General features: G+C 64.4%; 19 protein-coding genes. 8 read left to right on the top strand and 11 right to left on the bottom strand.

The genetic code is table 11. The annotated features are described in order from the left end of the window. Positions 1–155 precede the first annotated feature (155 nt). The 3 genes from F6X62_RS03630 to F6X62_RS03620 all read right to left on the bottom strand — a co-directional run bounded on the left by F6X62_RS03630 (position 156) and on the right by F6X62_RS03620 (position 3147). The gene (locus tag F6X62_RS03630; protein ID WP_054891515.1) at positions 156–1172 is read right to left on the bottom strand and encodes a branched-chain amino acid aminotransferase; all 1017 of its coding nucleotides are present in this window, start codon (positions 1170–1172) and stop codon (positions 156–158) included. A gap of 679 nt (positions 1173–1851) precedes the next feature. Next, on the bottom strand, positions 1852–2220 hold the full coding sequence (locus F6X62_RS03625) for a glyoxalase superfamily protein (protein WP_153772714.1): 369 nt from the start codon (positions 2218–2220) through the stop codon (positions 1852–1854). Positions 2221–2289: 69 nt separating this feature from the next. Beyond that, positions 2290–3147: a LysR substrate-binding domain-containing protein gene (locus F6X62_RS03620; RefSeq protein ID WP_054891512.1), complete on the bottom strand. Its 858-nt coding sequence runs from the start codon at positions 3145–3147 to the stop codon at positions 2290–2292. 277 nt (positions 3148–3424) lie between these two features. On the opposite strand from F6X62_RS03620, the gene F6X62_RS03615 reads away from it, so the two are divergent. From F6X62_RS03615 to metC, 6 genes are all read left to right on the top strand, one after another. After that, a complete protein-coding gene (locus F6X62_RS03615; RefSeq protein ID WP_125929664.1) occupies positions 3425–4264 on the top strand; it encodes a transporter substrate-binding domain-containing protein in 840 nt (279 codons plus the stop codon). Continuing rightward, a complete protein-coding gene (locus F6X62_RS03610) occupies positions 4264–4998 on the top strand; it encodes an amino acid ABC transporter permease (RefSeq protein ID WP_063545220.1) in 735 nt (244 codons plus the stop codon). Before F6X62_RS03615 ends, F6X62_RS03610 begins: the two co-directional genes overlap by 1 nt. Next, positions 4988–5668 carry an amino acid ABC transporter permease gene (locus tag F6X62_RS03605; RefSeq protein WP_125929665.1) on the top strand — a complete coding sequence of 227 codons (681 nt, stop codon included), beginning with the start codon at positions 4988–4990 and terminating at the stop codon, positions 5666–5668. The genes F6X62_RS03610 and F6X62_RS03605 overlap by 11 nt, the downstream gene beginning before the upstream one ends. Then, complete coding sequence (locus F6X62_RS03600) at positions 5658–6476, top strand: amino acid ABC transporter ATP-binding protein (protein ID WP_054891508.1); 819 nt, start codon at positions 5658–5660, stop codon at positions 6474–6476. The genes F6X62_RS03605 and F6X62_RS03600 overlap by 11 nt, the downstream gene beginning before the upstream one ends. A gap of 29 nt (positions 6477–6505) precedes the next feature. After that, positions 6506–7096 (top strand): cysteine dioxygenase family protein, encoded by a 591-nt coding sequence (locus F6X62_RS03595; protein WP_063545217.1) that lies wholly within the window; start codon positions 6506–6508, stop codon positions 7094–7096. A gap of 143 nt (positions 7097–7239) precedes the next feature. Further along, the gene (metC, locus tag F6X62_RS03590) at positions 7240–9939 is read left to right on the top strand and encodes a cystathionine beta-lyase (protein WP_153772713.1); all 2700 of its coding nucleotides are present in this window, start codon (positions 7240–7242) and stop codon (positions 9937–9939) included. Position 9940: 1 nt separating this feature from the next. Here metC and F6X62_RS03585 read toward each other — a convergent pair whose 3' ends face one another. From F6X62_RS03585 to argH, 5 genes are all read right to left on the bottom strand, one after another. Continuing rightward, positions 9941–11137, bottom strand: a complete 1197-nt coding sequence (locus tag F6X62_RS03585) for an MFS transporter (RefSeq protein ID WP_063545215.1) — start codon at positions 11135–11137, stop codon at positions 9941–9943. 88 nt (positions 11138–11225) lie between these two features. Next, positions 11226–12050 (bottom strand): ABC transporter substrate-binding protein, encoded by an 825-nt coding sequence (locus F6X62_RS03580; RefSeq protein WP_151924907.1) that lies wholly within the window; start codon positions 12048–12050, stop codon positions 11226–11228. Between the two features lie 33 nt (positions 12051–12083). Further along, positions 12084–12848, bottom strand: a complete 765-nt coding sequence (locus F6X62_RS03575) for an amino acid ABC transporter ATP-binding protein (protein ID WP_054891503.1) — start codon at positions 12846–12848, stop codon at positions 12084–12086. A 23-nt stretch (positions 12849–12871) separates the two neighbouring features. After that, on the bottom strand, positions 12872–13750 hold the full coding sequence (locus tag F6X62_RS03570) for an amino acid ABC transporter permease (protein WP_054891502.1): 879 nt from the start codon (positions 13748–13750) through the stop codon (positions 12872–12874). 88 nt (positions 13751–13838) lie between these two features. Next, positions 13839–15266 carry an argininosuccinate lyase gene (gene argH, locus F6X62_RS03565; RefSeq protein ID WP_063545213.1) on the bottom strand — a complete coding sequence of 476 codons (1428 nt, stop codon included), beginning with the start codon at positions 15264–15266 and terminating at the stop codon, positions 13839–13841. A 246-nt stretch (positions 15267–15512) separates the two neighbouring features. Here argH and F6X62_RS03560 point away from each other — a divergent pair, with 246 nt between their 5' ends. Together F6X62_RS03560 and F6X62_RS03555 are read left to right on the top strand one after the other, a co-directional pair. Then, complete coding sequence (locus tag F6X62_RS03560) at positions 15513–16481, top strand: LysR family transcriptional regulator (RefSeq protein ID WP_153772712.1); 969 nt, start codon at positions 15513–15515, stop codon at positions 16479–16481. 70 nt (positions 16482–16551) lie between these two features. Next, positions 16552–20877, top strand: a complete 4326-nt coding sequence (locus F6X62_RS03555; protein WP_178117517.1) for an NEL-type E3 ubiquitin ligase domain-containing protein — start codon at positions 16552–16554, stop codon at positions 20875–20877. A gap of 4 nt (positions 20878–20881) precedes the next feature. Here F6X62_RS03555 and F6X62_RS03550 read toward each other — a convergent pair whose 3' ends face one another. Genes F6X62_RS03550 through F6X62_RS03540 form a run of 3 tightly spaced genes read right to left on the bottom strand, consistent with a single transcriptional unit; the run spans position 20882 to position 23200 of the window. Beyond that, positions 20882–21667: an ABC transporter ATP-binding protein gene (locus F6X62_RS03550; protein WP_153772710.1), complete on the bottom strand. Its 786-nt coding sequence runs from the start codon at positions 21665–21667 to the stop codon at positions 20882–20884. Positions 21668–21678: 11 nt separating this feature from the next. Further along, positions 21679–22434 carry an ABC transporter permease gene (locus F6X62_RS03545; RefSeq protein WP_153772709.1) on the bottom strand — a complete coding sequence of 252 codons (756 nt, stop codon included), beginning with the start codon at positions 22432–22434 and terminating at the stop codon, positions 21679–21681. A gap of 10 nt (positions 22435–22444) precedes the next feature. Further along, a complete protein-coding gene (locus tag F6X62_RS03540) occupies positions 22445–23200 on the bottom strand; it encodes an ABC transporter permease (protein ID WP_153772708.1) in 756 nt (251 codons plus the stop codon). Positions 23201–23205 lie beyond the last annotated feature (5 nt).

The following is a 23205-nucleotide window of genomic DNA, read 5'->3' as shown; positions in this document are numbered from 1 at the left end:
AGAGGCAGGGTGCCAGTATCGGTGTTTTCACGCGTTTGGCGTTCAGCGCGACTCCGTTCGGGAGCAGGCTCGCCTGCAAAGAAACCGGCCCTGACAGCAATGAAAACGGGGCGTGCCATTGCTGGCACGCCCCGTTTTCATTGCAAGGCGATGCCTCAGGCGACCTTGATGATCCAGCCCGCCGGTGCTTCGACGTCACCGCTCTGGATGCCGGTCAGCTCGTTGTAGAGCTTCTGGGTGACCGGGCCGACCTTTTCCAGGTCGTGGAACACGTGCAGTTTGCCGTTGTACTCGATGCCGCCGATCGGGGTGATCACTGCGGCGGTACCGCAAGCGCCCGCTTCGATGAAGCGGTCAAGCTTGCTGATTTCGACGTCGCCTTCGATCACGGTCAGGCCCAGGCGCGATTGCGCCAGTTCCATCAGCGACAGGCGAGTGATACCGGGCAGGACCGAGGCCGATTTCGGCGTGACGAACTCGTTGTTGGCGGTAATACCGAAGAAGTTCGCCGACCCGACCTCCTCGATCTTGGTGTGGGTCAGCGGATCCAGGTAGATGGCGTCGGCGAAGTTGGCTTTCTTCGCTTCGGAACCCGGTTGCAGGCTGGCGGCATAGTTGCCCCCGACCTTGGCTGCACCGGTGCCCTGCGGGGCGGCGCGGTCGAAGCTGGAGATCTGGAAGTTGTGCGGCTTCATGCCGCCCTTGAAGTACGAGCCAACCGGGATAGCGAACACCGAGAAGATGAACTCTGGCGCGGTGCGCACGCCGATGTTGTCACCGGTGCCGATCACGAACGGACGCAGGTACAGGGCACCCTTGCCATGCGGCGGGACGAACTTCTCGTTGGCCTTGACCACCTGCTTGCACGCCTCGATGAACACATCGGTCGGCACGTGCGGCATCAGCAGGCGGGCGCAGCTGCGCTGCATGCGTGCGGCGTTCTGGTCCGGGCGGAACAGGTTGATCGAGCCGTCCTTGCAGCGATAGGCCTTCAGGCCCTCGAAGCATTGCTGGCCGTAGTGCAGGGCAGTCGAGCCTTCGCTGATGTGCAGCACGTTGTCGTCGGTCAGGGTGCCTTTGTCCCACTCGCCGTTGCGCCACACGGACAGGTAGCGCTTGTCGGTCTTGATGTAGTCGAAGCCCAGCTTGTCCCAGTTGATCTCGTTGCTCATGACACCCTCTATTGTCTTGCAGAGGCCCGATCGCTCGGGCTGCTTTTAAATGCGCACCTCGCCACGATAATACATCCGCAGAGGATGGGGAACGGCCAGTCATGAATTGGTTGACTGGCTGTCGGATGATCTGCAGTACAGTGCTGGTGGGGGCTCTGGTCGGGTGTGAGGTATTTTGCGTAGCCGTGTGGCCTGTCCGCAACGCTCGCTATGTGCCGCTGCGCTCCGAGCCCTTTCCCTGATCGGCATCGGAACAATGTTTCGTCTGATTGGCAAGCAAGTGGATTCCTGTGGCGGCCAGAAATATCGGCCATAGGAAATTTGGGGTGCCCAACAATGTTCCATGTCCAAGAAAGAAAAGACTTGCAATGGCACATGACATTAGCGCGATGCCCGTCCACTTGCGCATGTTTGGGTGACGAAGGATTCGGTCTGCTAAGAACGCAATCAGTGACAAGCAGGCGATGCTGGTCAGGTCGTTCATCATGCTGCTCGGCTGTTGATGATCAGGCTCTTGATGGTGCGCTCGTGATGACTGACGACTCGATATCTACTTGTAACCTGCAAGCGAAGTTCCTTATTGGTGTCGAATCCATTTCAGGTTCGCGCACAATGCAGAACTTTCGCTGCTGAGCCTATTCACTTGCTTCTAAGTAGTGTGTAGGAGATTTCAGTAATGCTATGCATCTCCTATCTGCTGACAAAACCGCAGCAAATTGCCGAACGGATCACGGATCTGCATTTGCAGCCCCCAGTCCACCCGCTCGGCTTCGGGGCGTGAATAACCGTACTTTTTGGCCTGCAGTTCGCTTTCGAGCGCCTTCAGATCTTCGACTCGGGCAAACACGGTAGAGCCTGGCGTGGCGTCGCCATAGTGTTCGGACAGGTGCAGGATCAGCCCGTCGCGGTGAATCTGCGCATACAGCGGCAGGTCCGGGGCGAAGCGGTGTTCCCAGTCGAGGCTGAAGCCCAGGAAGTCGAGGTAGAACTCCTTGGCCTTGTCGACCGAGAAGATGCGCAGCACGGGAATGGCGGGGGCGAATTGCATGGAGGCATCCTTACCGGGTGAGAGGTCGCCACTCTAGCGCATCGCGGTGGGCCATGGCGATTGGCTGGCTCACAGCCCCACGCTGGCGCGAACCATGGCATAGGCCTGGCGCACCAGCGGGTTGACCGTGTTGGCCCGCACCCACAGGTGGTAGGTGACGTCCGGCAGTGGCGGCAGGCCGTCGCTCTGGCCGAGCACGCGCATGTCCGGGCCGACCATCTCCTGGCTGCGCGCAGTGATGCCCAATCCTGCGCGGACTGCAGCCTTGATGCCGATCAGGTTGGACGCCAGGTAGGCCTGGCGCCACGGGATGCCGGCCTGTTCCAGGGCGTCCAGGGCCAGTCGGCGGTACAGGCTGGGTTCGTCCACCAGCACCAACGGTAGCGGTTCGCCGGGGATGTGCTGGTACTGCGCGGCACAGATCCACCACACCGGCGAGGTGCGCAAGGCGAAACCCTCCACGCCGGGGGCGGTGACGGTGGAAATGACCATGTCGACCTTGCCACGCTGCAGGTCGTCCATCAGGAACGGGCTGCGGCCGACGTTTATCTCCAGGCGCAGGTTCGGCGCCGAACGGGCGATATGGCCGAGCAGAGGTGGCAGGATGGTGTCGGCGATGTCATGCGGCGAACCGATCCGCAGCACGCCGCTCAGGCCGTCCTGACGCAGGCCGGCGAGGGCTTCGTCATTGAGTGCGAGCATCTGCCGGGCATGGCGCAACAACTGGCGTCCGGCATCGGTGAGGGCTTTGTGTCGGCCCTGCTTGCGCAGCAGCGCCACGCCCACCTGCTGTTCCAGCCGTTGCATGTGCTGGGTGACCGAGGCCTGGGTGCGGGCCAGGTGGCGACCGGCTTCGGCGAAGCTTGTGTGATCGACGATGGCGACGAAGGTGCGTAGCAGATCGAGGTCCAGGGCGGGTGCGGTCATCGGCGGGCCTGCGGTTGGAGTGGGGGAGGCGGATCGCCCGTTTTTACATTACTGTCAGTCAATAAACGATAAAGAAACATTATGTTTTGTTGGCCTGGATTTGCAACGCCTTGATGCAAAACCCATAGTTTACGCTGCTTATGCCAAATCAAGCTCCTACTCATTCGATCCAAGTTATAACGATAGTCAATATTTGCATTTCCCCTGATCCCACCAAGTTTCTAGGATGCGCCCTCATTGGCCGGGTGTTCCGGCTGCCGGGATGAGGAGCCCCACCATGTCGCTGTCCACCGTTGCCCGTCGCGGCCTGTTTGCCGCGTTGCTCGCCACCACCGGCCTTGCCGCCAGCGGCCTTGCCCAGGCCGATGCCACCCTGGACAAGATCCAGCAGCGCCACAAGCTGGCGGTGGGGGTGGTGCTTTCCGGCGGCCCCTTCGGTGCTATCGACCCGAACACCCGCGAGCCGATCGGTTTCAGCGTCGATCTGGCCCGCGACCTGGCGCGCCAGTTGGGTGTCGAGGTCGATCTGGTCGCGGTACAGCCGGCCAACCGCGTGCAGTTTTTGCAGCAAGGCAAGGTCGATCTGCTGATCGCCAACATGGAATGGACACCTGAGCGCGACAAGCTGCTGGGCCATGTGCCCACGCCGTTCTACCGGGTTGGCGGCACCGCCGCGCTGGCCAAGGACAGCCCGGTCAAGACCTGGGCCGACCTCAAGGGCCAGCCGGTGTGCACCTCCCAGGGCAGCAGCTACACCCAGGCACTGATCGACCTGGGCGCCGACCTCAAGGCCTTCAAGACCTCCGCCGAATCCCTGCTGGCCCTGCGCGGTAACAACTGCGTGGCCGCCGTGCATGACGCCACGCTGATCAATCCGCTGTTGGCCAAGGGGGGAGAGTGGAGCGGCTATCGTGCCCTGACCCCGGAGCTGAACCCCGCGCCCTCGGTGATCTGGACCCGCCTGGGCGAAACCGACACCCAGCAGCGCCTGGACCCCTTCGTCAAGCAATGGCACCGCAGTGGCTGGCTGATCGAACGTGAGCAGGCCAACCACATCACCCCGGCCTCGCCGGCGCTGGTGGAGTTGCGTGCCAAGCTGCAGGGCGAAGGCGCCTGATGAGCGACAGCCTGCACTGGCTGGTGGGGCAGCTTGCCCATCTCGGCCTGAACTATGCGTTCCTGCTCGACGCCTACGCCAGCGGCAAGCTGCTCGACGGTGCGCTGACCACGCTCGGTCTGTGCCTGTTCAGCATCCTCGGCAGCTTGCTGGTGGGTGTGCTGCTGGCTGCTGCGGTCACGTCCGGGCAGCGCTGGCTGGCCTGGCCGGCGCGGGCCTTCATCGAGGTGACGCGTAACACGCCGACCCTGGTGCAGCTGTACTGCGCCTTCCTGGTGTTGAACATGCTGATCAACCAGAGCCTGGGCAGTGCCAACCCCATGACCCCCTTCGCCTGGGTGGTGCTGGTGATCTCCCTGCACAAGGGCGCCTTTCACGCCGAAGCCCTGCGCGCAGGGATCGAGGCGGTGCCGGCAGTGACCCTCGAAGCGGCCAGCTCGCTGGCCTTCAGCCGTCGCCAGCAACTGCTGCAGGTGCAGTTGCCACTGGCCGTGCGCTTCGCCTTGCCGGCGCTGGTCAACAACCTGATCGACCTGGTGAAGATGACCGCCGTGGCCTCGGCCATCGCCGTCAACGACATTACCTATGCATCGATCATGATCTGGACCCAGGGCGACAACGTCATCGAACTGATGCTGCTGATCCTGGCCTTTTTCGGACTGCTCAGCTTTGCAGTCAACTGTATCGGCCGCGCCCTGGAAGCGCGCCTGAGGATGCCCGGTTATGGCCATTGAGCATTTCGCCACGCTCTGGCAGTGGTCGCCCACCCTGGGCGCGGGCCTGTTGCAGAACATCCAGATCAGCGTCGGAGCCATCGCCCTGGGTACGCTGCTGGGCCTGTTGGTGGGGATTCTGCTGCTGTCGCCGCTGCGCCCCCTGCGCGGCGTGGCGCGGTTGTGGGTGCAGGTGTTTCGTAATGCGCCCTGGTTGGTGCTGATCTACTTTACCTCCTATGTATTCCCGTTCGATGTGCAGATTGCCGGTACCTGGGTGGCCTTTCCCGACTGGCTCAAGGTCACTGTGGGCCTTGCACTGCCAGCCAGCGCCAACGTTGCCGAGATCTTCCGCGGCGCGGTCGCTTCGATTCCGGCGACTCAGTGGGAGGCTGCGCGTTCGCTGGCCTTCAGCCGTGGTCAGATTTTCTGCTCGATCATTCTGCCGCAGTGCCTGCGGCGCATGTTGCCGCCGTGGATGAACCTGTACGCGGTGGTGACCATGGGCACCGCACTGGCTTCGCTGGTGGGCGTGCACGACCTGATCGACAGCGCGCAAATCGCTGCCAACACCGTCAACCGTAGCGGTTTCACGGTGCTGGTGTATTTCAGTGTGCTGGCGCTGTTCTTCGTCTACTGCTACCCGATTGCCCGCCTGACCCAACGCCTGGAGCGTCGCTATGCCTTCTGAACCTTTGATCCAGCTTCGCGATGTGCACCTGGCCTTTGGCGACAATCCGGTGCTGCGCGGTATCGACCTGGACGTGCAGGCCGGGCAGGCGGTGTCGATCATCGGCCCGTCCGGCTCAGGCAAATCGACCATCCTGCGTTGCATGACCGGGCTGTTGCGCCCGCAGCGCGGCAGCATCCGCATAGGCGATACCGCGGTGGAGCAACTGCAGGGCGAAGCCGGGCTGATCGCCCTGCGCAAGCAGGTCGGTTTCGTCTTCCAGCAGTACAACCTGTTTCCCCACCTGAGTGTGCTCGACAACCTGCTGATCGCCCCGACCAAGGTCCTTGGCCGCCCGCGTCAGGAGGTCCGTGACGAGGCCCTGGCACTGCTCGACAAGGTTCGCCTGGGCCACAAGGCCACGGCATTTCCCGGTGAGCTCTCCGGCGGCCAGCAGCAGCGCGTGGCGATTGCCCGAGCCCTGGCCATGCGGCCCAAGCTGATCCTGTTCGATGAGGTGACCTCGGCGCTCGACCCCGAGATGGTCGGCGAGGTGCTGGCGGTGATCCGCGAGTTGACCGAGGAGGGCATGACCTGCGTGCTGGTCACCCACGAGATGCGCTTTGCCGAAGAGATCAGCGACCAGGTGTACTTCACCGAGCATGGCCGCATCGTCGAGCACGGCAGCGCCGAGCAGGTGTTCCGTGCCCCGACCCATGCACGCACCCAGGCCTTCCTCCAGCACGCGCTGGGCGAGGGCAGTCAGCGCCCGAGCCGCCCGGCGCCCGATGTATTGACCAACCTGGGGCGCTACAGCCTCAGCGTGTGATTTCAGCCTCCAGCCAAGAGAGACCGACCATGTCCCGTGATTCCGTGATCCAGCCGTTCCTTGCGCAAGTGCGCGCCATCCATGCGCGCGGCGTCGACCGTGCAGCTCTGCAGCAGATCGTCAAGCTGCTCGAGGGCCTGGCCGAGCGCCGCGAATTGTTCAACTTCGAGCGTTTTCCGGCCCCGGATGCCGCCACCGGCGAAACCCAGTTTCGCTATCGCCTGAATGACGACGGCGAGTCGCCGACCCTGTACGTCAATTCGCTGTTGCCGGGCAAGGCGACCCTGCCGCACAACCATGAGACCTGGGCGATCATCGTCGCCGTCGAGGGCCAGGAGCTCAACCGCGTGTACCGCCGCGAAGACGACGGCAGCGATCCGGCCCGTGCCACCCTGGCGCTGGAGCGCGAGATCGTGGTGCAGCCGGGAACCTCGGTGGCCTTCCTGGGCGAGGACCTGCATGGCATCCGCGTCGAGGGCGATAGCCCGACGCTGCACTTCCACCTCTATGGCCGCCCGCTGGAGTCTCTGGAACACCGCTACGGCGTCAAGGATGACGGCAGCGTGGTGAACTACAACAAATCACAGATGGCGCCTTCGATCGAGGCTTACGGGCTTTGAGATCGGTGTCGCGCTTTTCGCGGGCAAGCCCGCTCCTACATCCTGAATGCCCAGTAAGGCACCTGTAGGAGCGGGCTTGCCCGCAAACAGCGCGACACGATCTGCCAGCCCTGCACCCCACCAACGACCACGGACTGCGTCCCATGATCCCCAGCATCACCCCCGAGCTCCTGCACACCTGGCTGTTCGACGGCCAGGAAATCGCCCTGTTCGACCTGCGCGAGCACGGTCAATACGGCGAGGCCCACCTGTTCTACGCCGTCAATCTGCCCTACAGCCGCCTTGAGCTCGAAGCGCAGCGCCTGGCGCCCAATCCTGCGGTACGCGTGGTGGTCTACGACGAGGACGGCGGTGCGTTGGCCCAACGCGGGGCCCAGCGTCTGCAAGCGTTGGGCTACACCTGCGTGCAGTGCCTGGAGGGCGGCAGCCTGGGCTGGCAGCGCGCCGGTTTCGAGCTGTTCGCCGGTGTGCACTTGCCCTCGAAGGCCTTCGGCGAGCTGGTCGAGCATGCCTGCCACACCCCGCGCATCAGTGCCCAGGAGCTGGCCGAGTGGCAGCGCCAAGGCAAGCCGTTGGTGCTGCTCGATGGTCGCCCGCTGGAGGAGTTCGCCAAGATGAGCATCCCCGGCGCCACCTGCTGCCCGAATGGCGAGCTGGGCTATCGTCTGGAAGACCTGGTGAGCGACCCGCACACCCCCGTGGTGATCAATTGCGCCGGCCGCACCCGCAGCATCATCGGTGCGCAGACGCTGATCAACCTGGGCATAGACAACCCGGTCTATGCCTTGGAGAACGGCACCCAAGGCTGGTACCTGGTGGACCTGCCGCTGGATCACGGCAGCCAGCGCGGGTATCCCGAACACAGCGGCGCCGCACTGGCCAGACAGCGTGCGCGAGCGCGGCAGCTGGCCCAGCAGGCGGGGGTTGCCTGGGTGGACGCACAGCAGGTCCGGCAGTGGGCCGCCGACGCCGGGCGCAGCCTGTTTCTCTGCGACGTGCGCACCCCTGAAGAATTCGCCGCCGGCAGCCTGCCGGGCGCACAGCATTGCCCAGGCGGCCAGCTGATTCAGGGTACCGACCTGTATATCGGTGTGCGCAAGGCCCGCGTGGTGCTGTTCGACACCGATGGCGTGCGTGCGCCGGTGGTCGCCAGTTGGCTGCGCCAGATGGGCCACGAGGCCCATGTGCTCGAAGGCGGCCTGGACAGCGGCCTGGCTCTGGACGTTGCTGCGCCATTGCCGGTGACCCTCGCCGAAGCCCGCGCCGATGAGCTTGCAGAGGCGTTGCTGATCGACCTGCGCTCGAGCACCGCCTACCGCAAGCGCCACCTGCAAGGCGCCCGGTGGTCGATCCGTCCGCAGTTGGCGCAGCAGGTGGGCGGGGCTGGGCAGCGCCTGGTGTTCATCGCCGACGATCCGCGCGTGGCACAGTTGGCGCTCGCCGAGCTGACACCTGCCCAGCAACAGGCTGCGCGGCTGTTCCCCCGTGCATCGCTGGACGACTGGCCGCAGGTGGACAACGACCTGTCGTTGCCGGATGCGGACTGTATCGATTTCCTGTTCTTCGTCCATGACCGGCACAGCGGCAACAAGGACGCGGCGCGCCAGTACCTGGCCTGGGAAACCGGCCTGATTGCCCAGATGAACGAGGCCGAAACCCGCAGCTTCAGCCCATTGACCGCTGTCGACCCGGTGGCCACGCGCCTGGTGCACGGTGGGCGAGGCGAGCAGGGCGTGGGTGCCCATGGCGTCAATCCGCCGGTCAGTCGCCTGAGCACGGTGTTGTTCGACAGCGTCGCCGACATGCGCCAGGCCCGCAGCCGTCGCGACCAGGAGCGTGTGCTCAGCTACGGTGCCCGTGGCAACCCCACGGCCTTTGCCCTGGAAGACCTGGTCAGCGAGCTGGAAGGTGGGTATCGCACCCGGCTGTTTGCCACCGGCCTGCAGGCAATCGCCCAGACGTTCCTGGCCTACTTGCGTCCGGGAGATCATCTGCTGATCAGCGATGGTGTCTACGATCCGGTGCGGCGCCTGGCGCGTGAGCTGCTCGAACCCTTCGGCGTGCAGGTGCAGTACTTCGCCGCCGACGGTCGTGACCTGGAGCAGGCGCTGCGCGCCGAAACACGCATGGTCTACAGCGAAAGCCCCAGCTCGTTGCTCTACGAGCTCAACGACCTGCCGGCCATGGCTGCCCTGTGCAAGGCCCGCGGCGTGCTGCTGGCCGTTGATAACACCTGGGGCTCGGGCTACCTGCACCGGCCGCTGACCTTGGGCGCCGACATTTCGGTCATGGCCTTGACCAAGTATCTGGGCGGACACAGCGACGTGATGATGGGCAGTGTCTGCACCACTCGCGAAGCCTTTGCCGCGCTCTCGCGCATGAGCGACAACTGCGGCTGCACCGTAAGCCCCGACGATGCCTGGCTGGTGTTGCGTGGTGCGCGCAGCCTGGCCAGCCGCATGGCCGTGCACGAGCGTCAGGGGTTGGACATCGCGCGCTGGTTGCAACAGCGCGAGGACGTGGCGCAGGTGTTCCATCCAGCCTTGCCGGAGCACCCTGGGCACGCCTTGTGGCAGCGCGATTTCAGCGGTAGCAATGGCTTGCTCAGTTTCACCCTGGCGAATCCATCGCTGGCGAGTGCCGAGGCCTTTGTCAATGGCCTGCGCCTGTTCGGGATCGGTGCATCCTGGGGCGGCTACGAAAGCCTGGTGACCTTGGCCGGCACACGCGAGCGCCAGTTTGCGCCGACCCTGGGCGGGCCCCTGGTGCGCCTGCACGTGGGGCTGGAGGACGTGCGTTCGTTGCAACGCGATCTGGACCAGGCCCTGCGCCAGGCGTATTGAGTCAGAGCGTCGGCGGTCCCTCACGCCGACGCTGCGCCCACAGGCATGCCGCAGCACACAACCCGCCGCCGCAGGCGGCGGTGACCATCAGCGCGATGAACATGCTGCCGGGCATGCCTGTTCCCAGCAGGTAGCCGCACAGTACCGGGCTCAGTGCGCCGCCGACTGCCGCCAGGTTCTGGAATCCGTAGTAACTGCCCTTGAGGTGTTCAGGGGCAATGCTGTCGATGAACAGGAATTCGCTGGGCAGCAGGATCATCTCGCCCAGGGTGAAGACGAACATTGCCAGGCACCAGCTGATCAGGTTGTCGGCATACAGGAACCCCGCCAGCCCGCCGATGAACAGCACCGCACCGATGCTCATCCAGCGCCCCAGGTTGTCACGGCTGAGCAATCGGCCGAACTGGAATTGCAGCACGATCACCACCAGGGCGTTGCAGGCCAGCAGCGCCGAGAGGGTGGTCATGGCCTGCGCGGGTGGGTATTTCACCAGCAGGTATTGCGACAGGTAGATGGTGAAGCGCCCGTGCACCAGTGCGTTGAGCAAGCTGCCCGCGGTAAACAGCAACAGGATGCGGTCGGTGCGCACAGCCGCCAGTACCGCCATGAAGCGGGTTGGCGGCTGCGCGGACGGGGCGCTGCTCGCCGTGCTCGCGGGAACCGCGCTCATCACCCACAGGCTCAGCAGTGCCACCGCACTGGCGGTCCAGAAGGGCGCCAGCGGGTGCACCCCGACCAGCACCACGCCGAGCATCGGGCCGGTCGCATAGCCGATGTTGGTGAGGGTGTAGCGCAAGGAGAAGGCCTTGGCGCGCTGCTCGACGGCCAGGTACTCGCCGAGCATGGCTTTGGAACCGATAACGAACAGCGCCGAGGCCGATTCGGTCAGCACCAGGGTCAGCACGGCCTGCCAGGCGTCCTGGGCGAAGGTCAGCAGGAGGAAACCGATCGCGGTCGAAAGCATCGCCAGGCCCAGCAGGCGACGCTTGTCGAAGCGGTCGATCACGTAGCCGCCGTAGAGGCCGAACACCGTGCCCGACAGTGCGGCGACACTGATCAGCAAGCCGACGTCATGCTGGGCCATGCCCAGTTGTGTCGTGAGGAACAAGGCCAACAGGGGGCTGGTGAGCGAGCGGCTGATCACCAGGGTCAGCGAGCTCAGCATCAGGCGGCGGATGACGGGGGAGTAGGTGGCCACAGTCCATTCTCGGGCATTGGGAAATGTCGGTATGGGCCTTTTCGCGGTTTCACCCGCGAAAAGTACGCCGCAATTTCAACCGGTCGAATCACTTCCCGCCGTTGATGGTGATCGGGTTCAGCACGCCATCGGCTGCGCCCCATTTCTCCAGGATCTTGCGGTAGCTGCCATCGTCGACCATCGCCTGCAGCTCGCTGCGAATCGCAGCCGACAGCGCAGCGTTATCCTTGGCCACGCCCAGCCCGGTGAGCTGGGTGGTCAGCGGCGTGCCAAGGCTCTTGAAGGTACCTTTCTCCAGGTCCTGGATATACGGCAGCGTTTCGCTGCCTTGCACGGCGGCATCAAGGCGCCCTTGGCGCAGTTGCGCACGCGCGTCGGCACTGCCTTCGGAGCCGAGCACGATCACTGCCGGCTTGCCGTTGGCCTCGCAGTTGGCCTTGCTCCAGGTAGCGACATCGTTGGGCCAGGTGGTGCGGCGGCTGGTGCCGACTTTCTTGCCGCACAGGTCGGTCATCTCGTTGATCTCGCCGCGGCTTTGCAGGGTGTAGAACTGCGGGCCGCTGGTGAAGTAGTCGACGAAGGTCACCACTTGCTGGCGTTCCTTGGTGTCGGTCATGCCCGAAAGGATGATGTCGACGCGCTTGGTGACCAGGGCGCTGATCATCTGCTCGAAGGCGGTCTCCTGCCACTTGATCTTCACCCCCAGGCGTTCGGCCAGGGCGTTGCCCAGGTCGACATCGACGCCGGTCAGCTGGTTGGTGGCCGGGTCCTTGAAATCCATCGGTGGGTAGTTGGGGACGATTGCCGCGACGATTTCGCCCTTGGCCTTGATCGAGGCCGGAAGTTCCGTGGCGGCCTGGGCGTTGAAGGCCAGGGCGGTCAGTACGCTGCACGCAAGAAGGGTTTTTTTCATGCCTAGGGTTCTCTTTATGGTTGTGGGCGGCAGTCAGGTACGAACCGCGGAAATGAAGTTCTGGGTCCGCGGGTTCTGGGGGGCCAGGAGCACCTCTTCGGGGCTTCCTGCTTCTACGATCTGTCCGGCGTCCATGAATACCACTCGATTGGACACCTCGCGGGCAAAGCCCAGCTCATGGGTGACCACGACCATGGTCATGCCGGACTTGGCCAGGTCACGCATGACCGACAGCACCTCGCCGACCAGCTCGGGGTCCAGCGCGGAGGTGGGTTCGTCGAACAGCATCAGTTTTGGGCGCATGGCCAGGGCGCGGGCGATGGCCACACGCTGTTGCTGGCCACCGGAAAGCTGGATCGGGTAATGGTCGCGCTTGTCGCTCAGGCCGACCCTGGCCAGCAGTTCGAGGGCATCCTCGGTGGCTTCCTTGGGCGAGCGGCGCAGCACCTGGCAGGGGCCTTCGATGATGTTCTGCAGCACCGTCAGGTGCGGGAACAGGTTGAAACGCTGGAACACCATGCCGGTGGCCAGGCGCTGGCGGGCGATCTGCGACTCGGTCAGTTCGTGCAGCTTGTTGCCGGCCATGCGGTAGCCGACCAGCTCGCCGTCAACCCACAGGCCGCCGCCATCGACTTTTTCCAGCTGGTTGATGCAGCGCAGGAAGGTGCTCTTGCCGGAGCCCGAAGGGCCGATCACGCAGAGCACTTCGCCTTGCTCGATTTCCAGGTTGATGTCGTTCAGCGCGTGGTAGTCGCCGTAGTATTTCTGCAGGCCGACGGCCTTGACGATGCTTCTCATGGGCATGTTCTCTCTATGGCCGATCAGGAGCGCTTGCCAGCGCCCTTGGCGAAGTGACGTTCCAGGCGGCTCTGGCCGAACGACAGCAGGGTGACCACTGCCAGGTACCAGATGCCGGCAACGATCAGCAGCTCCATCACTCGGGCGTTGGCGTAGTAGATGTTCTGCGCGTTGTGCAGCAGCTCCGAATACTGGATGACGCTGGCCAGGCTGGTCATCTTGACCATGCCGATGAACTCGTTGCCCACCGGCGGGATGATGATGCGCATGGCCTGGGGCAGGATGATCCGGCGCAGCGCCTGCAGGCGCGGCATGCCGATCGACTTGGCCGCTTCGTACTGGCCAGTGTCCACCGACAGCAAACCGGCACGCACCACTTCGGCGGTATAGGCGCCCTGGTTGATGCTCAGGCCCAGCAGCGCGGCAACGAAGGGGGTCATCAGCGTCACGGTGTCGAACTGGAACAGGCCGGGAATGCCGATGGTGGGGAAGATCAGCGCCAGGTTGAACCACAGCAACAGTTGCAGGATCAGCGGCGTACCCCGGAACAGCCAGGTGTAGGCCAGCGCCACGTACTGCAGGATCGGGTTCTGCGACATGCGCATCACCGCCGTGATGACGCCGAAGACGATGCCCAGGGCCATGGCGATCACCGACATGACGATGGTATTGCCCAGGCCCCAGAGGATCGCCTCGGAGGTCAGGAACTGGCCGACGAAGGCCCATTCGATCTTGCCATTGGCAAAGGCATTGGCCAGCCCCAGCAACAGCACGACGATCAGCGTGGCGAAGAACATGCGCCCGTAATAACGGCGCGGGACATGCTCGTAGCGGCTGATGTCGAACTCGTTTTCCTGTTGCCTGCGCTCATCGGCGAGGCGTTTGGCGTGTATCTGACTCATGGTGTGGCTCCGCAGTCGGCGCAGGGCGCCTGGGCGTGTCGATCGGTGGCGGGCAGCAGGTCCTTGCGAAACCGCAGCCCACAGGTCTTCAGGTGCGCGGCCCTTGGTAATGGGCAGCCCAGGCCTGCTGTGCTTCAAGGGCGACTTTCAGGCGCGCGATCTGCTCACGCACGCGTTGTGGGGCAGTACCTCCGTGGCCGCTGCGCATGGCGATGGCAGCTTCCAGGGTGAGGCTCTCGCGCACCTCGGGTGTCAGGCGCGGGTCGATGTCGGCGAGCATCGCCGGGCTCGCCTGCCACAGCTCCATGTCCTGCGCTTCACACGCGCGCACCAAGGCCCCGGTGATCTCGTGGGCTTCCTTGAACGGTACGCCGCGCATGGCCAGCCAGTCGGCGACCTCGGTGGCCAGGGTGAAGCCCAGCGGCGCCTGGCGGCGCAGTTCGTCCACGCGCACCTGCATGGTCCGCACCATGCCGGCCATGGCCGGGAGCACCAGGCCCAGCGTGTCGAGCGTGTCCATCACCTCGCTCTTGTCCTCGGCCAGGTCGCGGTTGTACGACAGCGGCAGGGCCTTGAGGGTGGACAGCAGGCCGGTCAGGTTGCCGATCAGGCGCCCGGCCTTGCCGCGAGTGAGCTCGGCGATGTCCGGGTTCTTCTTCTGCGGCATGATCGAACTGCCGGTGGCATAGGCATCGTCCAGCTCGACCCAGCGGAACTGGCGCGACGACCACAGGCAGAATTCCTCGGACAGGCGCGACAGGTTGATGCCGAGCATGCTGGCGATGAACAGGAACTCGGCGACATGGTCGCGGCTGGCCACGGCGTCGATGGAGTTCTCGCACGGGCCGCTGTAGCCCATCTCCAGCGCCGACTGCTGTGGCTGGCGGGCGATGGCCGAGCCCGCCATGGCCGCGGCGCCCAAGGGCGACAGGGCCGTGCGTGCATCCCAGTCGACCAGGCGTTGCACGTCACGCAGCATGGCTTGCGCATGGGCCAGCAACTGGTGGGCGAAGCTGATCGGCTGCGCCTGTTGCAGGTGGGTGAAGCCTGGGCACAGTGTGTCGACGTGCTGTTCGGCCTGGCTCACCAGGGCGTCCTGCAGGGCCAGCACCTGCTCGGCGAGCTTGCGTGCGTGATCGCGCAGGAACAGGCGCAGGTCGTTGGCCGCCTGGTCATTGCGCGAGCGCCCGGCGCGCAGCTTGCCGCCCAGCGCGCCAAGACGCTCGGTCAGCACGCGCTCGAGGAAGGTGTGCACGTCCTCGTCGTCCTCGATCGGCTGCACGCGGCCGGCACGAAAGTCGGCGTCGAGGGTGTCGATGGCGGCCAGCATGCGCGTGGTCTCGTCGCTGTCCAGCAGCCCTGCGCGCTGCAGCTCACGGGTATGGGCACGGGAGCCTGCGAGGTCGTACGGTGCCATCTGGAAATAGCGTTGCGGCGAGCGCGACAGGGCGGCGAGGGCGGCTGCAGGGCCTGAGGCGAAGCGGGCGCCCCAGAGGCGATCGGTGGGCTGAGTCATTGTTGTCGTTCCTCGAAGGAGAATCTTCTGTCAGCAGGTTCGGGCCGTCATGAGGCCTGCGAAAGCAGGTTTCACATAGCTTGGGGCAGGGTATAAAAATGAATTAAATCAATCGCTTGCGACTGAAATAGGGATTTCGGAGAGTCTTGCAATATGCCGTTGCATAAGGTCATGATGGCGAGGCCGGCTGATTTCTTGTTGTGCTATCCAGCCTGTTGAAAGCCGAGCGCGAGGTAAATACTTACAATGGAAACCTCACTTTCCACTGCGGGAAACCTGCCGGAAAAAACCCGCATTCGTGCGCCACTGGCCTTGAGTGGCCAGGACTTCAAACTGCTCAAGGTGTTCAAGGCAGTGGTCGAGGCAGGAGGCTTCAGCGCGGCGCAGAACGAATTGAACGTGGGCCTGGCAGCCATCAGCAAGCAGATTTCCGATTTGGAAATCCGTATCGGCATGCGGTTGTGCAGCCGCGGACGCGAAGGTTTCAGCCTGACCGAAGAAGGGCAGGTGGTGTACCAGGCTTCGATCGAGCTGTTCAACTCGGTCGACAACTTCCGCGACCGCATCAGCAGTGCCCAGAACGAGCTGATTGGCGAACTGGGCGTAGGCGCCATCGACAACACCCTGTCCGATCGCGGCTCGCCGCTGATCGCTGCGATCCGGCAAATTTCCAGCGATCACCCGAAGGTGCGTGTCCGCCTGAACGTGGCACAGCTGGACGAGGTGGAGCGCGGCGTCATCGAAGGTCGGTTCATCGCCGGCATTGTCCCGCTGTACCAGCGCCGGGAAGAGTTCGACTACTTCGAGATGTACCAGGAAGCCTCGGCGTTGTATTGCGGCGAAGGCCATCCATTGTTCGCCCGAAGCGATGCGGACATCCCCCTCGACAGCCTGCGCGAACACAACTTCGTGCACCATCGCTATGCCATGCACACGGCCAAATGGCAGTTCTTCGACCAGGAGAACAACCAGACGTCGGCCACCCAGGTCGAGGCGGTGGCCATGCTGCTGCTCACGGGCAACTTCATCGGTTTTCTGCCCTGTCACTTTGCGCAATCGCTGGTCAGCCAGGGCCGCTTGCGTGCGATCCATCCCGAGATGGTGCGTTTCCATACACCGTTCTGCCTGATCCTGCGGCACAACACCCCACGCAGCCCACTGGTGAAAACCTTCGCCCAGGCCATGGGAGTGGACCTGCGTTTGCCCGGCACTTGAGACATAGCTACCACGTGCGCTTCTGCACTCGCTGGCTTCATGCGCGTTTTCAATGCGATGGAGCAGTATCATGTCGACCCAACCCCTTCCCTATGAAACGATCGATACACTGATCGCCAGCCGTCTGCCCGATTGGTTGAGCGCAGCCAAGCCCGAACAACTGGATGGACTGCATCGGGCGTTGCGCGCCCAGCAACGTACGCAGCATGAGGTGCGCGCCTTGCTTGGGCAGATCCAGCCGCTGGACGAATTCGCCGCGCCCCTGCTGAGCGAAGCGTTGGACAAACGGGTGCAACCCTCGCTGGATGTGCGTCGCAGCATGCTGCGGCGCGAAGTCCAGATCCGCTTCCCGTCAGGCGTCGGCTGGGTCCCGGATGGCATCGTCACTCGCAGTTTCGAAAACAGCCTGCTGGCCTCGGCACTGCATAATTTCGACCGTGCCGAAACATCGAAGGTCGCCTGGCAGGCAGCGTCGGCAGTGGTCGATGCGCAAGGCAACACGCTTGCCCTACAGCCCCGGGCCTTTGCGGGCCTGTGTCGCTCCCTGGATCTGGGGGGGCTTTACCAGCAGCATCTCAAGGCCGTGCTGTTTGGCAACGATGCTCTACGCCGAAACAATGAAGCCTTGCTTGAGCGGGGCTGGCGAGAGGGGCTGGAGGCTGCAGCGTGGCTGGCGAGGCTCAAGGGCGATATCGACGAGCACATGCTGGCGGAGCTGCAAAAGGTCTGCGCTGCGACGCCCCAGCCAGCCTCGTTGACGGCACTGGACATGCGCCTGCTGGGCCGCAAGATCCAGGGGGTGGTGGTGTTCCAGGTGCCCGCAAAAGAGGGCGCAGATGCTCAGCTTGCGCAGTTGATTGCCTGGATACCGGATGATCCGCAGGGCGTACTGAGTGTCCACCGCTCCTGGTCCGAGCTGTTCAAAGCGTTGGGCAAGCGTTTTCGTAAGGCTGATTACTGGTCGTTCTTCCAGCGCTTCGTCAGCGTAAAGGACCGCGTGCATTTTGCTCAGGTGCTGAAACGGTTGCTGGCCGAAGGCGGCCCGCTGGATACCATCGAGCTGGATGGTCGGTGGCAGTCTGTCGGCGGCGCGCTGTTCGCCCACCTGCGCCAGGTGCAGGTCGATACCCTGCTGGACGATGCAAAGGTGTTGGCCGTACCGACCAGCCTGGTCGACAGCGTCGAGCGTGATCGTCGCCTGCACTGGCTCAAGGGCCTGGGTCTCGACATTCTGGGCATTGCCAGCTTCTTCGTTCCAGAACTTGGCTTGCCACTGCTGGCGATCACCGCTGAGCAGCTGACCGAAGAAGTGTATGAGGGCTACCGTGACTGGGCGCTCGGTGATCGCGAGGCTGCGCTTGGCCATCTGGTGGCCGTGGCGCAGAACGTCGCGATGCTCGGCCTCACGGTCGGCGCCAGCAAGGTGCTTGAGCGCGTAGCGCAGGTCGACGAGCTGGCACCCATACAGCGTGCCGATGGTGAACTGCGCCTGGCGCGTGCCGATCTTCCGGGTTATGCCACGCAAGAGTTGGCGCTGGCGCCCGGTGAGCGTGCAATCCACGAAGGACACGCGTATCAAGGGGTCGAGGAGATGACCTACCGGTTGGGCGACGACCCGGATGTAGCCGCAGTGGCGCATCCGAACCGGCCCGAGGCGCCGACCATCGCACTTGAGGACAACGGCGCCGGTGGCGTGCGCCATGCCCTGGAGTCTGCCCGACAATGGCAGGGGGAAGGCATGCTGATACGCCGCCTGGGCAGAGGGTTGCGTCAGGTGAGTGACGACATCGCCGGCCCGCTGCTGCGCAGCATTGGCATGGATGAGTCGCAGCTACGGCGCCTGCACCTTGAAAATGCACCTGCGCCAGCGCGCCTGTACGATGCGGCGCAGCGTTATCAGCTGCACGCCAGCTTCCCCAAATTGCGTGGCGCCGCCTTCGAAGCTCACGTCCAGGAGCAGCAGGCCACACCCGTCCCGGCGGCGCAGCCCTTGCACCGTGATTTTCCCTCCCTCACGACGCGTGCAGGCCAGGAGCTGCTGGACCAGGCCAATGCTGACCAGCTCCAGCAACTGCTGGAGCAAGGGCGGGTGCCACTGGGGGTGGCCGAGCGTGCGCGATGGCAGTTGCGTGACGCCCGTCTTGATCGGGCCTGTGCAGGTTTCGAGCAGGCCGCCGCGGTGGTTCAGGATACCGAACAACTGGCGTTGGGACTGTTGCAGGCTTGGTCGCCCTGGGACAGCTCTGTACGTATCGAGGTGCGTGACGGACAGTTCGACGGCCAGGTGCTGGCACAGGTAGGCGATTCGCTTGCCAGCCAGACGCGTCGAATGATCAAGACCGCGAAAGGCTATCTGGCAGTCGATGCTCAAGGGACGCCCATGCCGGGTGCCTACGCCACGGACGATCTGTTCCAGGCCCTGCTATGGCATCTGGATGCCCCACAACGGTTGCAGCTGGGCGAGGCGACCCGTTCTGCCCGGCACCTGGCCAGTGCCCTGGCCGAGCGCGCCTTTGCCCAGCGCGAGCAAGCGGCCCGCCTCATTGGCATGGCGCCGATCGGTACAGGGCTGCGCCCTCCACAACGGTTGGGCGACGGACGCATCGGTTACCCGTTGAGCGGCCGGCCCGAAGGGTCACGTCTTGCGCTGCTGCGGGGCTACCAGCAAGTCTTTCCGACCCTGTCGGACGTCGAGGTGGAAGCCTACCTGGAGACTGTGCGTCAACGCGGCGAGGGCCTGTGGGATCACCTGCGCAACCTGCAACAGCTAATGACTCGCCTCAACCAAAGCCTGGGCACCTGGCGTCGCGAGGCAACCCGCGTGCCCATGCTCGAGCGGCGTCGCCTGGTAGCCCGGCGCATCCGCCATTGCTGGCGGCGCAAGCGTGCCGAGCAGGATGGCCAATACCGGCTGATCATCGACAGCGAACGGCTCGACAGCCTGCCCATACTCCCCGAGGGCGTGACGTTCGAGCATGTCACCCAACTGACGTTGCGCCGCTTGAACCTGGCGACAATCGGCGCAGATTTTCTCTCGCGCTTTGCCAACCTGCGCAGCCTCGATCTGCGTGACAACCTGATCAACAGTATTCCTGACGGGCTGCAGGTGCTGACGCAGCTCACCGAACTGCGCCTGGCCGGCAACCAGATCGTCATCGACGAAGCCGGCATGGCCAGGCTGAGCGTGTTGACGCAGCTGCGTACCCTGGACCTTGCGCACAATCCCATCGGTCGACTGCCGCCGCTTGGCCCCCTGGAGAACCTGCAGCGTCTGTCATTGCGTGGTACTGGTCTGGCCGAGCTGCCTGTCGAGGTGTACATGCATCCGCAGCTCGAGGATATCGACCTGCGCGACAACAATATCAACGAAATGAGCCCGTCCCTTGCCCGTTCGCGTCGTCGCCTGGCAGGCCTGAGCCTGCATGACAATCCGTTGCCGGAAGCAACGCAGGCCGCACTGCGTACCACGATGGGAGAGGATGCTGCGGTGGCCTTGCCCCTGCGTCGACATGTCCCGGGAGGGCAGGAGTCGCTCGAACTCTGGCTGGCAGGCTCCACCGATGTGGAGAGAACGGTACGAGAGGTCCAATGGACTGGACTGGTGCATGAACCGGGCAGCAGTGACCTGATGCGCTTTCTTCATGATCTTGGCCGTTCCCGTGACTACGCACTGCAAGGATTGGACCTGCGGCGCAGGGTCTGGCAGGTGATCGACGCCTGCGTACAGAACAGCGAGGTTCGCGAGGCGATCTTCCAGCAGGCTTCCGGGCCACGAACCTGCTCGGACCAGATGCTGCTGATTCTCAGCCTGCTGGAAGTCCGCGCGCTGGTCGCCACACGCACTGCCGGGCTGGCCCCCGCTGCGGTCGGCCCCGCATTGACGCAATTGGGCCGCGAGCTGTATCGGCTGGACGAGGTCGACAGAATCGCCGCCCAGCACATTCAACAGGCGCGTGCCACCAACCCCTATGGTTTGCTCGATGAGGTAGAGGTGCATCTCGCATACCGGGCCGGGCTGGTCAGGCCGCTCGGGCTGCCGGCCCAGTCACGCTACATGTACCACCGGATGTTCTCGGATGTAGGGGACACGCAACTGCGTGCGGCGAGCACGGCGATCCTGCAGGCGGAAACGGATGCCCGCATTGCCGCATCGTTGATACAGCGCAGCTTCTGGCAGGACTATCTGCGCAACACGCAGCCCGACGCATTCGAAACGCTCAACCAGCCCTACCATGATCGCCTCGAAGCACTGATGGCCGAGGTCGAGTCCGCGCCAGAGCAGAGTGTGCTGGATGATATCGAGGCGTTGGCCGAGGAGCGCAGTGCTGCCGAGCACGAGTTGGTCCTGGCGTTCACCCTGAGCATGCTGGACGCGCATCCGTGGGTTGGAGGCTAAAGGTTCAATGCGCCATGAGCTGCTCGAGCAGCCGCTGTTTCAGGATCTGCAGGGCAGGATGGGTGCGCTCGCGTGGATGTGCCAGGTCGATAGGCAGGTCTTCGCGAATGCGCCCCGGGTGGGCATCCATCACGATCACGCGGTCACCCAGGTACAGCGCTTCTTCGATGTCATGGGTGACCATCACCACGGTGCAGCGCTCGCGCTCGCGGATGCGCTGCAGCTCCTGCTGCAGGCGTACCCGGGTCAAGGCATCGAGCGCGCCCAGGGGTTCGTCGAGCAGCAGCACCTTGGGTTTGTTCACCAACGCCCGGGCAATCGCCGCACGCTGGGCCATGCCGCCGGACAACTGGTGTGGATAGGCCTGCTCGAAACCGTGCAGGCCAACCAGCTCGATATGCTCGGCAACCAGGCGCTGCTTTTCATCGGCAGGCAGCGCGTGGTTCTTCAGGGCCAGGGCGATGTTTTGCTGCAGGGTCATCCAGGGAAACAGGCGGTGGTCCTGGAACACGATGCCGCGCTCAAGGCCCGGGCCGCGTACCGGTTGGCCGTCGAGCACGATCGTGCCCTGGTGATCGGTGTCCAGGCCGACGATCAGCCGCAGCAGGGTCGATTTGCCGCAGCCGCTGGCACCGAGGATGCTGATGAACTCGCCGGGGCGAATGTCCAGGTCGATGTCCTGCAGTACCTGGAGGGTCTGGCCCTTGAGCCGATAGGCCTTGCTCAGGCGGCGGATCTGCAGGGCGCCAGCCTGCACGGCAGGCGGGTGGGGATGGGCGATGGCATTCATGGTCGCGGCCTTCAATCAGTGGTGCGCCAGCGCAGCAGGCGCCGGCAGAAACGGGTGCACAGCCAGGTCATCAGGTAGCCGCACAGGCCGATGCACAGTACACAGACGATGATCACTTCCATCCGTGCGCCGGCTTCGGCGTTCATCATCAGGTTGCCAAGGCCGGCGCCAGAGGCGAGGAACAGCTCGCTGCCAACGGCCGTGACCCAGGCGAAGGCCAGGGCCTGCAGCACGCCAGTGGCGATGCTTGGCAAGGCACCGGGCAGCAGGATCAGGCGCAGTTGCTGCCAGCGATCGAGCATCAGCACCTGGCCGACCTCACGCTGGCGGACGTCGACCTGGCGCAGGCCTTCGTAGGTGTTGAGCACCATCGGATAGAACGCCGCCACACTCACGATCAGCAACTTGGCCGGCTCGCCATTGCCGAACCACAGGGCGATCAGCGGAATCCAGCCGAGCATCGGGACCTGGCGCAGGGCATGGAACAGCGGTGCAGTCAGGCGGTTGGCCAGCGGCGACAAGGCCATCAGTGCGCCGAGGCCGATGCCGGCCAGCATGCCCAGGGCGAGGCCGCTGCTGGTGCGCGCCAGGCTCGCCAGCAGGTTGATCAGCAGCTCGCCGTTGCCAAGCAGCTCGAGCAGTGCCGAGCCGACCTTGGACAAGGACACGAAGGCATAGGCGCCGGCTGCATCCTGGCGCGAGGCATACTCCCAGGCCGCGAGCAGCAGCAGCGGCAGTAACAGGCCACGCAAGTGTCGGACAGTCATCATTCGCTCCTCAACTGCGCTGCCAGGCAGACAGGCGCCGCTCCACACGTCGCAGCGAACAGTCCAGGGTGAAACCGATCACCCCGGTGATCACCACGCCGACCATCACCACATCGATGCGCAACATCTGGCGCCCCATTTCGATCATCTGCCCCAGGCCGCTGTCGGCGGCGAGCAGTTCGCAGGCCACCAGCACCACCCAGGCGCGGGTCAGCGCCACGCGTACGCCGGTGACGATGGCCGGTACGGCGGCGGGCAGGGCGATGCGTGCGACCAGGGTCGGCCAACCCAGGCGATAGACCGCCGCCACCTCGAAATGGCTGCGCGGGATGGCACGGATACCGTCGCCGGTGGCCAGGGCCACGGGGAAGAACGCGGTCTTGGCGACGATGACGATCTTGAAGGTCTCGTCGATACCGAACAGCAACACGAACATCGGGATCAAGGCGATGCTGGGGACCTGGCGCAGGGTATGGAACAGCGGTGCGCAATAGGCCTCGACAGTTTTCGACAGGGCCATGGCCGTGCCCAGGGCCAGGCCCGACAGAGCGCCGAAGGCAAAGCCAAGCCCCAGCCGCGAGAGGCTGCCGGCCAGGTGCTCCTGAAGCTCCCCGGTGTCCAGCAGCTCCTGGAAGCTGCGCCAGACCTCCAGCGGCGATACCAGCAGGTTGGCCGGAAACACCCCGGCAGCGGCCACCGAGGCCCACAACGCGAGCAGGGCCAGGGGCGAGGTCAACCAGGAAAGAGGAACGAGCAGGGCGCGCATGGAAG

It is taken from the genome of Pseudomonas sp. MNR3A, assembly GCF_009650575.1.
Lineage (GTDB): Bacteria > Pseudomonadota > Gammaproteobacteria > Pseudomonadales > Pseudomonadaceae > Aquipseudomonas > Aquipseudomonas machongensis.
This window is presented reverse-complemented; position numbering and strand designations above follow the sequence as displayed.